Source organism: Alkalihalobacillus sp. BA299, assembly GCF_017745675.1.
GTDB lineage: Bacteria > Bacillota > Bacilli > Bacillales > Bacillaceae_F > Alkalihalobacterium.
Map to the genome: position 1 here is coordinate 1 of NZ_JAFLJM010000007.1, position 13,545 is coordinate 13,545.

General features: G+C 37.1%; 16 protein-coding genes, 14 tRNA genes and 1 riboswitch. Of the genes, 26 read left to right on the forward strand and 4 right to left on the reverse strand.

Features of this window, described 5'->3' with window-relative positions; genetic code table 11:
* Positions 1 to 31: 31 nt before the first annotated feature.
* From J0N78_RS10620 to J0N78_RS10730, 23 genes are all read left to right on the forward strand, one after another.
* A tRNA-Ser gene (locus tag J0N78_RS10620) sits at positions 32 to 124 on the forward strand.
* 222 nt (positions 125 to 346) lie between these two features.
* Positions 347 to 423 (forward strand) — tRNA-Met (locus tag J0N78_RS10625).
* Between the two features lie 23 nt (positions 424 to 446).
* Positions 447 to 522 (forward strand) — tRNA-Asp (locus tag J0N78_RS10630).
* A 6-nt stretch (positions 523 to 528) separates the two neighbouring features.
* Positions 529 to 613, forward strand: a tRNA-Tyr gene (locus J0N78_RS10635).
* Between the two features lie 14 nt (positions 614 to 627).
* Positions 628 to 703: transfer RNA gene (locus J0N78_RS10640), tRNA-His, on the forward strand.
* Positions 704 to 760: 57 nt separating this feature from the next.
* Positions 761 to 835, forward strand: a tRNA-Gln gene (locus J0N78_RS10645).
* Positions 836 to 839: 4 nt separating this feature from the next.
* Positions 840 to 914: transfer RNA gene (locus tag J0N78_RS10650), tRNA-Gly, on the forward strand.
* Positions 915 to 998: 84 nt separating this feature from the next.
* Positions 999 to 1,075, forward strand: a tRNA-Pro gene (locus J0N78_RS10655).
* Positions 1,076 to 1,239: 164 nt separating this feature from the next.
* Positions 1,240 to 1,313: transfer RNA gene (locus J0N78_RS10660), tRNA-Gly, on the forward strand.
* A gap of 5 nt (positions 1,314 to 1,318) precedes the next feature.
* Positions 1,319 to 1,395 (forward strand) — tRNA-Ile (locus J0N78_RS10665).
* A gap of 9 nt (positions 1,396 to 1,404) precedes the next feature.
* Positions 1,405 to 1,495 (forward strand) — tRNA-Ser (locus tag J0N78_RS10670).
* Between the two features lie 8 nt (positions 1,496 to 1,503).
* Positions 1,504 to 1,578, forward strand: a tRNA-Glu gene (locus J0N78_RS10675).
* A 149-nt stretch (positions 1,579 to 1,727) separates the two neighbouring features.
* Positions 1,728 to 1,803, forward strand: a tRNA-Lys gene (locus J0N78_RS10680).
* An 11-nt stretch (positions 1,804 to 1,814) separates the two neighbouring features.
* Positions 1,815 to 1,899, forward strand: a tRNA-Leu gene (locus tag J0N78_RS10685).
* A gap of 238 nt (positions 1,900 to 2,137) precedes the next feature.
* Positions 2,138 to 2,455 carry a competence type IV pilus major pilin ComGC gene (comGC, locus tag J0N78_RS25800; protein WP_307794923.1) on the forward strand — a complete coding sequence of 106 codons (318 nt, stop codon included), beginning with the start codon at positions 2,138 to 2,140 and terminating at the stop codon, positions 2,453 to 2,455.
* Positions 2,455 to 2,892 (forward strand): competence type IV pilus minor pilin ComGD, encoded by a 438-nt coding sequence (gene comGD / locus J0N78_RS10695; protein ID WP_209123046.1) that lies wholly within the window; start codon positions 2,455 to 2,457, stop codon positions 2,890 to 2,892. Before comGC ends, comGD begins: the two co-directional genes overlap by 1 nt.
* Entirely contained in the window at positions 2,879 to 3,208 is a 330-nt protein-coding gene (locus tag J0N78_RS10700; protein ID WP_209123047.1) for a type II secretion system protein, read from the forward strand. Before comGD ends, J0N78_RS10700 begins: the two co-directional genes overlap by 14 nt.
* A complete protein-coding gene (gene comGF / locus J0N78_RS10705) occupies positions 3,187 to 3,618 on the forward strand; it encodes a competence type IV pilus minor pilin ComGF (protein WP_209123048.1) in 432 nt (143 codons plus the stop codon). Before J0N78_RS10700 ends, comGF begins: the two co-directional genes overlap by 22 nt.
* Positions 3,619 to 3,636: 18 nt before the next feature.
* On the forward strand, positions 3,637 to 4,020 hold the full coding sequence (comGG, locus tag J0N78_RS10710) for a competence type IV pilus minor pilin ComGG (protein WP_209123049.1): 384 nt from the start codon (positions 3,637 to 3,639) through the stop codon (positions 4,018 to 4,020).
* On the forward strand, positions 3,996 to 4,526 hold the full coding sequence (locus J0N78_RS10715) for a shikimate kinase (protein WP_247747250.1): 531 nt from the start codon (positions 3,996 to 3,998) through the stop codon (positions 4,524 to 4,526). Before comGG ends, J0N78_RS10715 begins: the two co-directional genes overlap by 25 nt.
* Positions 4,527 to 4,564: 38 nt before the next feature.
* Positions 4,565 to 4,762 carry a YqzE family protein gene (locus J0N78_RS10720; RefSeq protein ID WP_209123050.1) on the forward strand — a complete coding sequence of 66 codons (198 nt, stop codon included), beginning with the start codon at positions 4,565 to 4,567 and terminating at the stop codon, positions 4,760 to 4,762.
* Positions 4,763 to 5,020: 258 nt separating this feature from the next.
* Positions 5,021 to 5,725, forward strand: coding sequence for a helix-turn-helix transcriptional regulator (locus J0N78_RS10725; RefSeq protein ID WP_209123051.1), 705 nt, complete (start codon positions 5,021 to 5,023; stop codon positions 5,723 to 5,725).
* A gap of 162 nt (positions 5,726 to 5,887) precedes the next feature.
* Positions 5,888 to 6,133, forward strand: coding sequence for a DUF2626 domain-containing protein (locus J0N78_RS10730; protein WP_209123052.1), 246 nt, complete (start codon positions 5,888 to 5,890; stop codon positions 6,131 to 6,133).
* A 37-nt stretch (positions 6,134 to 6,170) separates the two neighbouring features.
* Here the strand turns inward: J0N78_RS10730 and J0N78_RS10735 are convergent, their stop codons facing one another.
* Both J0N78_RS10735 and J0N78_RS10740 read right to left on the reverse strand, forming a co-directional pair.
* Positions 6,171 to 7,298 (reverse strand): class I SAM-dependent methyltransferase, encoded by a 1,128-nt coding sequence (locus J0N78_RS10735; protein ID WP_209123053.1) that lies wholly within the window; start codon positions 7,296 to 7,298, stop codon positions 6,171 to 6,173.
* 239 nt (positions 7,299 to 7,537) lie between these two features.
* Positions 7,538 to 8,173, reverse strand: a complete 636-nt coding sequence (locus J0N78_RS10740; protein WP_209123054.1) for an MBL fold metallo-hydrolase — start codon at positions 8,171 to 8,173, stop codon at positions 7,538 to 7,540.
* 78 nt (positions 8,174 to 8,251) lie between these two features.
* Between J0N78_RS10740 and J0N78_RS10745 the strand changes: the two genes are divergently transcribed.
* Both J0N78_RS10745 and J0N78_RS10750 read left to right on the forward strand, forming a co-directional pair.
* On the forward strand, positions 8,252 to 8,716 hold the full coding sequence (locus J0N78_RS10745; RefSeq protein WP_209123055.1) for a hypothetical protein: 465 nt from the start codon (positions 8,252 to 8,254) through the stop codon (positions 8,714 to 8,716).
* Positions 8,717 to 8,898: 182 nt separating this feature from the next.
* Entirely contained in the window at positions 8,899 to 9,069 is a 171-nt protein-coding gene (locus tag J0N78_RS10750) for a DUF2759 domain-containing protein (RefSeq protein WP_209123056.1), read from the forward strand.
* Between the two features lie 376 nt (positions 9,070 to 9,445).
* On the opposite strand, the gene J0N78_RS10755 is transcribed toward J0N78_RS10750, so the two are convergent.
* Both J0N78_RS10755 and J0N78_RS10760 read right to left on the reverse strand, forming a co-directional pair.
* The gene (locus J0N78_RS10755) at positions 9,446 to 10,243 is read right to left on the reverse strand and encodes a YqhG family protein (RefSeq protein ID WP_209123057.1); all 798 of its coding nucleotides are present in this window, start codon (positions 10,241 to 10,243) and stop codon (positions 9,446 to 9,448) included.
* Positions 10,221 to 11,918: a DEAD/DEAH box helicase gene (locus J0N78_RS10760; RefSeq protein WP_209123058.1), complete on the reverse strand. Its 1,698-nt coding sequence runs from the start codon at positions 11,916 to 11,918 to the stop codon at positions 10,221 to 10,223. Before J0N78_RS10760 ends, J0N78_RS10755 begins: the two co-directional genes overlap by 23 nt.
* Positions 11,919 to 12,036: 118 nt before the next feature.
* Positions 12,037 to 12,144: riboswitch (glycine riboswitch) on the forward strand.
* A gap of 300 nt (positions 12,145 to 12,444) precedes the next feature.
* Here J0N78_RS10760 and gcvT point away from each other — a divergent pair.
* Positions 12,445 to 13,545 (forward strand): glycine cleavage system aminomethyltransferase GcvT, encoded by a 1,101-nt coding sequence (gene gcvT / locus J0N78_RS10765; RefSeq protein WP_209123059.1) that lies wholly within the window; start codon positions 12,445 to 12,447, stop codon positions 13,543 to 13,545.

A 13,545-nucleotide genomic window follows, 5' to 3' on the forward strand; every position in this document is an offset into this window, starting at 1 on the left:
TCGATCCCGCTAGGCTCCACCATTATCATGCGGAGGAATACCCAAGTCCGGCTGAAGGGATCGGTCTTGAAAACCGACAGGCGGGTTAAACCGCGCGGGGGTTCGAATCCCTCTTCCTCCGCCATATCATTCATGAAGTAAAATTTATAATGACATGAGGAACCGATGACCTCATTGAAAATCATCATCCATTTACTTTATAGCGACGCGGGGTGGAGCAACGAGCAACGCATCGATGTATATTCATGGAGTTGTTTCGACGCATATACTGCGATGGGAAGCTGGAAGAGGAAGAAACAGTCAAGACTCTACGGAGAGTGGACATCATCGGTAAACTTTATAACGACGCGGGGTGGAGCAGTCTGGTAGCTCGTCGGGCTCATAACCCGAAGGTCATAGGTTCAAATCCTATCCCCGCAACCAAAAAAATTAAGAATTTTAAATGTGGTCCCGTGGTGTAGCGGTTAACATGCCTGCCTGTCACGCAGGAGATCGCGGGTTCGATTCCCGTCGGGACCGCCATGAGTTGGAGGGGTAGCGAAGTGGCTAAACGCGGCGGACTGTAAATCCGCTCCCTGAGGGTTCGGCGGTTCGAATCCGTCCCCCTCCACCACTTAATTTCATATGGCGGTTGTGGCGAAGTGGTTAACGCACCGGATTGTGGCTCCGGCATTCGTGGGTTCGATTCCCATCAATCGCCCCATATATAATAAATTAAAATGATAATATATTTTGTTAGCAGTACATTACTGTTTATCAATGGGCTATAGCCAAGCGGTAAGGCAACGGACTTTGACTCCGTCATGCGTAGGTTCGAATCCTGCTAGCCCAGCCATTATGCGGAAGTAGTTCAGTGGTAGAACATCACCTTGCCAAGGTGAGGGTCGCGGGTTCGAGTCCCGTCTTCCGCTCCAATGCTAGACATCTATAGTTGAACACAAACGGATAGATTGATGGACTAAGAATAAATGGATAAAACAATATTTTAAACGATATTTCGGGAAGTGGCTCAGCTTGGTAGAGCACCTGGTTTGGGACCAGGGGGTCGCAGGTTCAAATCCTGTCTTCCCGACCATGTATATTACATGACCTTAAAAGTAAATGCTTGCGGGTGTAGTTTAATGGTAAAACCTCAGCCACGAGCGAAACACCTATGTAATAACGACGAGTTGCCTCGACGCATAAACATCTTTGTATATGCTTGAAGAGGAAGAGGCATGACATTGAAGTGAATAACCTGCGGGTGTAGTTTAATGGTAAAACCTCAGCCTTCCAAGCTGATGTCGTGAGTTCGATTCTCATCACCCGCTCCAAACTAGGGCCTATAGCTCAGCTGGTTAGAGCGCACGCCTGATAAGCGTGAGGTCGGTGGTTCGAGTCCACTTAGGCCCACCATAATAAATAGGAGAAGTACTCAAGTGGCTGAAGAGGTGCCCCTGCTAAGGGTATAGGTCGGGTAACCGGCGCGAGGGTTCAAATCCCTCCTTCTCCGCCATTACAATTGGCCCGTTGGTCAAGCGGTTAAGACACCGCCCTTTCACGGCGGTAACACGGGTTCGAATCCCGTACGGGTCACCAACACTAAGTATTTTATTAATCTAAGAGCGATTAGCTCAGTTGGTAGAGCACTTACTTCTTCGAAATACACCGAGTGTTTCGACACATACACATCGAAGCGATACTAGTAGAGAAAGAAACAGCAAATTGAATTATCTTCATTAATCTAGGAGCCATTAGCTCAGTTGGTAGAGCATCTGACTTTTAATCAGAGGGTCGAAGGTTCGAGTCCTTCATGGCTCACCATATAAAAGAAAGCGGGTGTGGCGGAATTGGCAGACGCGCTAGACTTAGGATCTAGTGTCTTATGACGTGGGGGTTCGACTCCCTTCACCCGCACCACTTTATACATATTTTTACTTCAGGTGAGAGCCTGAAGTTTTTTAGTTTTTTTAAACCTTTGTAAATTTTTTGTATTTAAAATGGCAAAGATGATTTTTTATTGTATGCTTACAATAGATTGATTAAAGGAGTGATGAATTTAACTACTACCGTAAGTACCTTCCTCATTAAGCTATTATTTTCTCCCCCTACCTGTTTCTCATTGTTTATTCTTTGTTTGTATTTTATATGGTTAGGAGTGTTATTAATATTGAAAAAGTTAAAAGAAGAGGGTGCTTTCACCTTGATCGAAATGATGATTGTATTGATGATTATTTCCGTTTTACTACTTATTGCAGTTCCTAATATGACGAAGAATACAACTGTTGCTAACGATAAAGGATGTGAAGCAACTATCGATCTGCTTCAGGCACAGATTGGAGCATATACTCTTGATGAAGGGATGGAACCAGAAACGATAGATGATTTATCTCCGAATTATGTAAATAATACGTCTTGTCCAGATGGTACTAAATTAAAGATAGATAGTGATGGAAAGGTAGTTAAAGATGTTTAATGAAAATAAGCAAACAAGGATACACATTAATTGAACTTCTAATTGTATTAACAATAATATCTATTGTTGGTTCGGTTACTCTCATTTTTCTTCATTCCTCATACTCTTCCTATGAACGAAATCAATTAGTCTCCCAACTTGAAAATGATTTATATTATACTCAACAGTTAGCTATATCGAATGGTACTCCATCTGTTTTCTATATTAATACGTCCAAAAGTATTTATGGAGTTAAACAAAATAATCAGTTGATATATGAGCAGCCTTTTAATCTAAATGTAACTTTCGAACGCGGTTCGTTAGGTATTGATGACATTAAATTTTTATCCAATGGAAATATAAGTAAGTCGGGCACTTTATTTATGTATGTTGAAAACCAACGTTATGCGATTGTTTTTCTACTTGGAAAGGGGCGTTTCTATATTGAAGAGAGATAGAGGGTTTTCATTACTAGAAGTGATCACTTCAGTTTTTATTGTATCTATTATGTCAGCTTCGCTATTTCCAGCTATGATAAAAATTTATACAGAACGTGAAGCGATTCGTGAGTTTAGAATTGCTAATAACAACATTACTGAAGCCATTCAGGTTTGGTTATTTGAACATACGCTGCCTAGTGGAAATTTTGCAGAAAGAAATACAATATATCAATGGTCAATTCTTACATTAAATGACGGTCAGGTTAAATTCTGTCTTACATGGTCAAGCAAAAATGGACGGGACTACGAACAATGTGGCCATGCAAAAAAATAAATGAAAAGGGCTTTACCCTAATCGAAGTGATTTTAGCATTTATTATTTTTCTAATACTAGTGTCACTTTTTCCTTTAATTATAAAGGTTATTCCAATCATTTTACCCCCAACAGAACAACCGCATATGTTACAAGTTGAATTGTTTTTCAACCAATTCAGTATGGAAGTAAGAGAAGCAGAGGATATTCAAGTAACAGGGAGTGCCATTTATCTTTCGAAGCCCAATGAAACAATAGTAACAATTGAGAGGTATGGAACAATGATAAGACGAAGGGTGAATGGTCAAGGTCATGAAGTTTTTTTACGTCATATTTCTACTGTATCGTTCAAGCTTGCGCCTCATGGAGTTGTAGTGACGATAGTGGATAGTGATGGAACGAAATATGAACGTAGATTTTCGATGGTGTAGTGTCTGGGGGATTTGAACATGTGCAATCAGAAGGGGTTTATCCTTCCATTAACTTTAACCCTTTGTTTATTTTTATCTCTAGCTCTTTTTCACTTGCTTGAAGTATATATTGTTGAAAAGAGGTTTTACTCCGAACAAGAAGAAATATTAATCATTGAATCATTACTGCAAATGGCAACTATTGATTTGCTTCATAGCGTAGAAATTATCGATTACCAATCGTCTGGAGAGTTTCATTATGAAAAAGGTGTTGCTACTTATTGGATTTTAGAAGATAGCCATGATACATTAAACATACAACTTAAAGTTACAACAAATTCAAAACGACAACGGGTCGTTCGACTAATACTAGACAAAGTGCGAATGAGGGTGAAGGAATGGATAGAGGTCACAATGAGATGAAAATTATTTTTTTAACTGGGTTTATGGGGGCGGGTAAATCAACTATTGGAAAGGCTTTAGCCGATAACATAAATTACAAATTATTAGATACAGATGAATGGATTGAAACTATACATGGTAAAAGTATTTCAAGGATTTTTAGTGATGAAGGGGAAGCTGCTTTTAGAACTTATGAAACAAATGCTTTAAAAACTTTACCTAATGAAAATATTGTTGTAACCACTGGTGGAGGCATTGTTGTTAATGAGGAAAATCGGAAGATCATGAAGGAAAAAGGAGCTGTCATTTATTTACACTGTGAAATGGAAGAAATTCTTCGGCGAACGAAAGGGGATACTACAAGGCCGCTATTACAAAATAAATCAAAAGAACAGGTAAGTGAATTGTTTAAGCAGCGTCTTCCTTATTATGAAGACTCAGATTATCAAGTCGATACTACACATTTAACAGTACCTCAAATTGTAGAGAAGATTCTTAATATCTTGAATGAATCTAAGTCAAACTGACAATACTATCATTAAAAACTGTGCGGGAGTGGAATGTATTGTCATCCTTTAATGATTATGTGAAATTTGTAACTCAACAATTTGTAACGTACGTCGATCGACCGAAAGAAGAACGTTTGGCCATAAAAAAGCAAAAGAAAGAGGCTAGACAACCTATTCAATATCAAATGTTTGGTTTAATACCATTAGCTATTTCGATGATTATTAAAAGAAATCGGCAAAATCGAAAAAAATAAATAGTAGACTTAAAAGCTGACTTAAGTTTAAAGAGCCAGGCCCTCAAATATCGGTACAAGTGTTTATTAGGTAAAAATGCGATTGAGAGAAATGGACATACTAGGGTCAGCTTTTTTTAGTTTGGTTATTATTGTAAAGTACATTCTACTATAAATATTGTATTTTTATTGACAAAAAACTACAAAATTTGAAAATACATTTGCTTGTTTAATGAATTGTATTATAATGGTACAAGACATTTATAGGGAGTGACGGTAATGGAACAACAAACATTAAAGATAACAAGCGTATTGTCTGATCCAACTCGGTTTTCTATATATCAATATGTAACTAAGCGACATGACGATGTTACTGTTCAGGAAATTGCAGACCAGTTTAATATTCATACGAACGTTGCCCGCTTACATTTGACTAAATTAGAAGATGTGAATATGGTAGTTTCTGAGACAAAGAAGACTGGAAAAGGTGGTCGGCCGAGCCGTTTTTACAGATTATCAAATGAAGTAGTTAGTCTCCAATTTCCATATCGTGATTATCAAAGGTTAGCTGAAATGTGTTTGGAGACGTTGGCAGGATTTGGTGTAGAAGGACAAGAAGCATTAAAGAAGATTGGCTATAAGTTTGGGATGGAATCAGCTAAGACATTTATAGCACGGGTAAATAAGAATTTGGCTGATCTACAAGATGAAGAAAAGATACAATTTATAGAACAAATTGCTACTAACCAAGGATTAAACCCAGAAATTTCATTTAATCAAGAGGAAAGGCAAGTAAGCTTTAGCATATATAATTGTACGTTTAAAGAAATAATTCGTAATTATTCTACACCGTTATGTTCAATGCATTATTCTTTATTACTCGGTATATTTGAGTATTTCTTTGGGGAAGTTATACTCAAAGAAGAGCAATCGATAAAAAATGAAGGTTGCATGTCTTGTTCGTATACGACGATCATTTTATAAATAATTGTGAGAATGACACGATATAGACAAGGTTAAGCCATTTACAAGCCGTTTGATTGTCATATATAATTGTAGAGTACTGTATTTATTTATGATATGATTAGCGTGGACATGTACTATTGTTAATCCGTGGATTAAGATAAAGAGAAGGAGGGGACAGGAATGGATCGTATGTTTCGTGTATTAGGCTTTTGGACTGGGATTTTTGCAGTACTTTTCTTTGTTGGAGACATGTATAACATGGCACTTTTATTTTTTGCACAGACAGGAGCTTTTGTTGCACTAAGTTACTTAAATCTTTCAGAGCGAGTGTACATTTATATTTTTGGTGCATACTTAACAGTTTTCTTTGTAGGATTTACGTATTATTCACATTTCCTACTTGTACCTGGGGTTGGAAACCACTAATATGTAACTGAAGTTTACATACGGAAGAGGCTGACTTTTATGAGTCAGCCTCTTTTTCAGGTTTTATAAAAGAAAGCGATTGTATTTGCGTAAGCGATTTAGTTTGGAAAATAACTTGAAACCCCATACTCATACCCGAAGTAATAAGTGAGCGTATGGCGCGGTTTTGCTTACTTATTTCAGAGAACGGATTCGGGTCATAGTTTTCTTGTAAATATTTCAGGATACCAGCTGCAAGTAAAAATCGATCCTGTGATGTAACGAGTTGGGTTTTGAGGCCGTATTCGTTTCCAATATAAATGAATGGATCGAGATGGATATGAGTAGTTAAATCCATTTCGCAAGGATAGAGTAAAGGGTTATCAACCATTTGATGTTGGTAGTACCCCCGTAAGCTACCCTCTCGGTGTTCGGGTTGCTGCCACTCTTCGTTCCAATATCCGTAATCTATTGTAAAGATTGCTCCTCTTTTTATAAATTGACTAACCTGTTGGATCCACTTTTCCATTGCTAGAGGTACTTCTATTCGTTGGTGATTTTTCAGTGGAGGTCCATATGTTTGTAACCATGTTTTAACGGCATTATTTTGAAGAGGTTCTTTAATTTCATGTAATTTTTCGAATTCATTTATAGAAACAAAAATTTCATATAATATATTATCCTGTTTTTCAACTACGTGAACAGGAAAGGCATCGATCAGTTCGTTTGAAAAAATAATCCCTTCAAATGGGTGCAAGTTCATTTGATCAATTGAACGGTAGAAGTGAACGTTCGGGAAAATGCTTAATAACGCTTTTTGTTTTTTTTGGTGGAAAGGACTTTCTTCAATTAAATAATACGAAAGCTTATCGAATGATTCTGGGAATTGGGATTGCCATTCTATTAATAAATCGTAAGAGAAACGCCCTGTACCTCCCCCTATTTCGCAGATGATAAATGGTAGATTATTTTTTATAATAATTTCATGGAAGATAGAGCAAAATACTTTTGCAAATATAGGGTGGACATTACTTGTTGTAAAAAAATCGCCTGATTTGCCAACTTTATCTTTATCTTTCATATAGTACCCATATATAGGATCATAAAGAGCCTTTGTCATATATTCAGCATAATTAAGCTTTTGAGTAGGTTGATTACGTATGTATGAAATGATTGGATGAGTCATAAAAAACCCCTTAGTACTTATATTTATCTCATTTATATAATGTAAGTAGAACCGAAAAGAAATTATTGTTAATACTGTTGACACAGTGCTAAAGCATATTATATACTTTTACTACATTGGTGAATACAATGATTTTGGGAGTCCCCCTCCCCCTCATAGTTCATTTATCAATACGATTTACTCCCCTTGTGACCTCCAAGTTAGGAGGTCAATTTTTTTATCCTTTGTATAGCTTCGTATTAAAATCCACCTAAAAACGGGTTTGAATCCATTTCTTGACCGATTGTTGTCGTTGGTCCGTGACCAGACGCTACAATTGTATCTTCAGGCAATTCTAATAGCTTGTCATGAATACTATCTAAAAGCTGTTGTTGATTCCCTCCTGGAAGGTCTGTTCGACCAATGCTCCCTGAGAAAAGTGCATCCCCAGAAAAAACGATTCCAAGTGGCTTGAAATAAAACGATATACTTCCTGGCGAATGGCCTGGTGTTTCGTATACGTTGAATTCAAAAGAACCAATTGATAAAATTCCTTCTTCTTGAATAAGGTGATCTGCGTCTTTTAAATTAATCTCTTGATTTCCTAAGAAAAATGCTGAACCGTTTTTGGTAGCATCGCCAAGCCAATCTCTCTCATTTGTATGCAAATAGGCATGAATATTCCATGCATTTCTTATGTCATCTACTGCACCAATATGATCAAAGTGAGCATGTGTAAGTAATATCGCTAGTGGTGTAATCCCTTCTTTTTTTAAGTATGCATTTAATTTTGGTCCGTCTCCACCTGGATCAAAAATGATAGCTTCATTTTGATCATTGACTAGTAAATAACAATTTGTTTGAAGCGGCCCAAGGGGTATTTGTTTCCAATTCATTAAATCTCCTCCATTGCAGTTTATATAATCCTATTTTACACTGAATGTAAATGTTGTACAAAGAATGGAGTGGCGATTATGAATAGTGGGTTCGCCTTAGAGTTAAAAAGTCATCTCAACCTCGATATAAATCGCTTAGAGGAATGCTATTATCAAATTTATCAATATGAACCGATAGATGAAAAAGAAACGATATTTGTGTTTACTGATCAGGCCGATATAAAGACTATATCCAAACAGCTTTCTAGATATAATATAGTCGAGGACATTCATGATCTCTTGTTTTTTGAAGATGCTAAGATTAGTGGACGGTTTTATGATTACGGCTGGCATGGTAAATTTTATTATTTGTATCGCGACCTTATTCAACCTTTTCAAATAATAGATGGAGAGGAAGCCCAAATACAAATGGCGATTTTACAAATTGAAGAAGACTTAATTGCTTATAATAATAAAGAACGCATCTTTTTTGTAGATCTTCAATTTAGAGAATTAATTGAGGGGTATGCAAGTGCTTATAATATCGGTGTAGAATTTTTATAATTCATTTTCAAACCTCGACATTTGAAAAAAAAAAGAGTAAAATAATATAGAATGAGCCAAGCTATAGAGGGATATTCTGTGACAGTTTCAGCTTTTTAATGAAACGGCCCTCGGAAGTAATTATAATATATGTGAAAATGCCATTTTAGTTAATGAGTTGTACATAAGGAGGGGAAGACATCGTGTTTATTGCAATTAACATGATTTTAGTTGCTATTTTTTGTGCATGGGGACTTATCCGTGAAGTGCGCAACAAGAATTTCTTTGCTGTAGGTTTTGCAGGAATTTCTTTAGCAGTATTTGGCTGGTTTGGAGTCATGACTCTATTCTCAGGTGGTCCAGGCGGTCACTAAAAAAACTCCTGCTTTTAGCAGGAGTTTTTTTTGTTGGGGAGAAGATAAGAAATTATAACTTTTCAGATGATGGCTAGCGCAAGCGCCCAGCGTCTAGTGGACTTCGCCCGCCTCCTTACGATAAGTCAACATCGGCTCCTACGATCGCCGTGTTTCCTTTATCTCGTACGGCGGGGCTTCAGTCCATACGCCGCTAAACGGGCACTTACGCTTTTCTTATTGTCTAGCTACAGCGCCCAGCGTCTAGTGGACTTCGCCCGCCTCCTTACGATAAGTCAACATCGGCTCCTACGATCGCCGTGTTTCCTTTATCTCGTACGGCGGGGCTCCAGTCCATACGCCGCTAAACGGGCACTTACGCTTTTCTTATTAGATGTTATGAAAAAAACTGCTGTCTTAAATAAAACATTCCTCCGTTTATGATATGAACATGAATTCTAGGTTCATATTGACTTCGTAATGCTTCTTTTTCAGTTTCATAACTTTCAGGTTTTTCCTCTACGTCTTCGTAAAAGCGATTTAATAGTTGTAAATCCTCATCCCAGCGTTTTTTTGCTTCAATTGCCCAATCTTTTTCTTGATTATGAATAAAGTTTTCAATAGTCCGTTCTATCCGAAGTAACCCACTCTTAGGTGTAATAAGTGGTGATAAAGTAAAGCAGTAGTCTGGAATTTTGGGTGTTAGTTCTTTTTCTTTTAACCTTTCAAAAAAGTTATCAACGATTTGACCATGGATTAAGTTTAACCCAAGTGACAGAATAACATCTTTTTTTCGATCGCATTGAAACGATATTTTAACGTTAGTACAAAGCCATGGTTGAAGAGGAATGGATCCATGTGATACGAATTGAATATTTTCGTACATTCTAATAAATCCACCCAGTTCTTTCGTCGATTGAAAAATTTGATGAAGTCTTGGTGAACCAAAATGAATTTGTTCGCCTTTTGTTCCTTCTGGGGCTATTGTGTGGTCTGTTACTAAAGTCATCTGCATCGGTTGTGGTGTACCGCCTGTTTTTTCAAGGTAGTGCCAATAAAATGGTCGATTCATTAATGCTTTGTCAAGTTCAATAGATAGTTGAACTTGAAGGTAACCATCACCGCTGTGCAAGATAGGACTTTGATTAGCAGTAAAATATCGCTCTAAGTAGTTATGGATGTGTTGCTGTTGCATGAGTATTACGTCCCTCCCCGTCACAACTCACTTCAGTAGTAATATCGTTAATGATCGCAGTTAAATGATCCATTTTCACACGGACTTCTCCATCAGAGTCTGAATGGAGAAGAATTTCAGATACATGCTCCTCGATCGAAGGCAGCTCTAGCCGTGCTAATATATCATCAAGCTCACCGACAACTCGCTCAAATAAATTAATTTTTTCATAGAGCAATTTAAGAATATGCTGTTCAACTGTGTCCTCAACAGCGAAATTATAAATATGAACATCGTTCTTTTGACCAAGGCGATGAATACGCCCAATTCGTTGTTCAATCCGCATTGGGTTCCACGGTAGGTCGTAATTGATAATATGACTACAAAATTGAAGGTTAATACCTTCACCACCAGCTTCTGTTGCAATCAGGACTTGAGCGTGATTTTGGAAGAGTTGTCTCATCCAATCTTTTTTTCCACGTTTAAATCCGCCACGAAAAGGGACGGAGGAAATGCCGTGTTGTTTTAAAAACCACTGAAGGTATAGCTGGGTCGCTCGATATTCTGTGAAAATGATAACTTTATCATTAATTCCTTGAATAATTTCTAATGCTTTCTCAGCTTTGGAATTTTGTTTGATATTTTCAATCATTTTAATAAATTGATCTGCGACAGTTAGCGTTCGCCCTTCTTCTTTTGCTTTTTCTATCATATTTTTTAAGGTCATAAAGGCTGCTTCACGACTTGAGCAAATTTCACGTTGTAACGTGAGTAAAGCAAAGCTACTAGTAAGTACGTTTGGGTCGTGTTTTAACGAGGAAATGGCATCATATAATTCTCGTTCCTCCTTACTAAATGTAATAGGAACTGTTTCAACAATTCGTTTTGTCCATTCGATACCGGTTTCTTCTCGTCTGTTTCTTACCATCACTTTATTGACTAATTCACGTAATTGTTCATCATTTTTAGGAGCCCGCTTACTCGTTCGATAGTTCTTTTCAAAGGTAGAGAGATCTCCAAGATGGCCAGGTTTTAATAGTGATACAAGATTAAAGATTTCTTCTAAACGGTTTTGGACAGGTGTCGCTGTAAGTAATAAACAGAACTTTTTCTTTAGGTTTTTAACAAATTCATAATTTTTTGTTTTTGGATTTTTTAATTTATGTGCTTCGTCAATGACGATTAAGTCGTAATCTTGCTTCATCACGAGATCAAAATGAGGATTACGCTTTGCTGTATCAATGGAAGCAACGACAACATCACATTGTTCCCAAACATAAGCTTTTTTCTGAGCGACAGCTGGAATATGAAATTTTTGATTAAGCTCATAAGCCCATTGAGAGACTAGTGAAGCAGGTACTAAAATTAGTACTTTTTTAGCTAATCCACGAATCATATATTCTTTTAAAATAAGTCCCGCTTCTATCGTTTTCCCTAAACCAACTTCATCAGCTAGTATGGCCTTACCGTTCATTTTCTCTATCACTGTTTTTGCGACTTCAATTTGATGAGGATATGGCTCTAAGTTGGGCAGATGTTTTGGTGCTTGAAGCCCATGAAACTCAGGAATGGATAGATGCTCTTCAGCTTCATAAGCTAATTGAAAAAGCTCCCAATTTGCCCACGGACCGTCCTCATCTAACCTTTTACAAAAGTCTTCTTGCCAAGATGATTGAAATAAAACGTCTATATTCAAGAAATTTCATCCTTTCCTGAAAATTTTATATTGCCTTTCTACTCATCAATTGATAGGATATTAATATAATATTTTGTTCAAAACATATATTTTTTAACAATTAACTTCATAATAGCGAATGAAAGCAAGGGGAGAGCTCGTAAAATGTTCGTGTTTTGGACATATTGGCGACGCCGAAGGAGCAAGTGAAAGCGAATCTCTCAGGCAAACAGACTCTTGCTCGACGCAACTCTGGAGAGCGTTCCCTGTTTTTTGGATTAGGGACCACCTACGAAGACATTCCTTGCTTTTCATGTTAAGGAAGAAACTTTCTGGTATCAGGACAGAGAAGTACGTAGATTTAGTATGTACTTCTCTGTCTTTTTTCATGCAAACCGTGAAAAACCAAGCATTCAAAGACTATGGATCTAATAGCTAATAGTAATAATCTTAATTAAAAAGAGCTATTTTCTAATGAGAAAATGAAATATTTCAAGGCAATCTAGTCTAGATTAAGCATGTGTTTTAATTTTTAAGGAGGATTGACATGTCAAATTTAAAAAGAACACCTTTATTTGAGTTGTATCAAGAGCATGGAGCTAAAACGATTGATTTTGGTGGATGGGATTTACCGGTTCAGTTTTCAAGTATTAAAGAAGAACATGAAGCCGTTCGTACGAAAGCTGGGTTATTTGATGTGTCCCATATGGGTGAGATTGAAGTAAAAGGTGAAAAGGCGTTAGAGTTTTTACAATATATAATGACTAATGATCTTTCTAATATGGAAGTAGGTCAAGCAAAATACACCCTAATGTGTTATAAAAATGGTGGAACGGTAGATGATTTACTCGTTTATAAACGTAGTGATCAAGACTATCTTCTTGTCGTTAATGCAGCAAATACAGAAAAAGATGCAAGTTGGCTTGAAAGTCATATCATAGATGGTGTCGAGTTAGTAAATGTATCTGATCATGTAGCACAACTTGCAATTCAAGGACCGTTAGCAGAAACCGTTTTACAACGATTAACGAAAGAGGATTTATCGACGATCGGTTTTTTCCGTTTTAAAGATAAGGTAGACGTAGCTGGCGTACGGTCTCTTGTGTCCCGATCAGGTTATACAGGTGAAGATGGTTTTGAAATTTATTGTGATGAAAAAGAGGCAGCTAAATTGTGGGCTGCAATTTTAGAAGAAGGTAAGAACGGGGAAGTTGTTCCTTGTGGTTTAGGCGCACGAGATACTTTACGTTTCGAAGCCAAATTACCTCTTTATGGACAAGAGTTAACTAAGGATATTTCTCCTCTAGAAGCAGGCCTTGGCTTCGCTGTAAAAGTTGATAAAGAGCCTGAATTCATTGGGAAAGCCGCCCTTAAAAAACAGAAAGAAGAAGGAACTACAAGAAAGTTAGTGGGACTTGAAATGATTGATAAAGGGATCCCACGCACAGGTTATGAAGTTTTTGTTGGCGAAAAACAAGTAGGTACTGTTACAACAGGAACGCAATCACCAACTCTAAAAAAGAACATTGGCTTAGCCATTGTTGATAAAGCATATACAGCTGTAGACACAGAGGTAGAAGTTCAAGTAAGAAAAAAGCGTTTAAAAGCAAAAGTGATATCAACACCATTTTATAAAAGAAAAAAATAG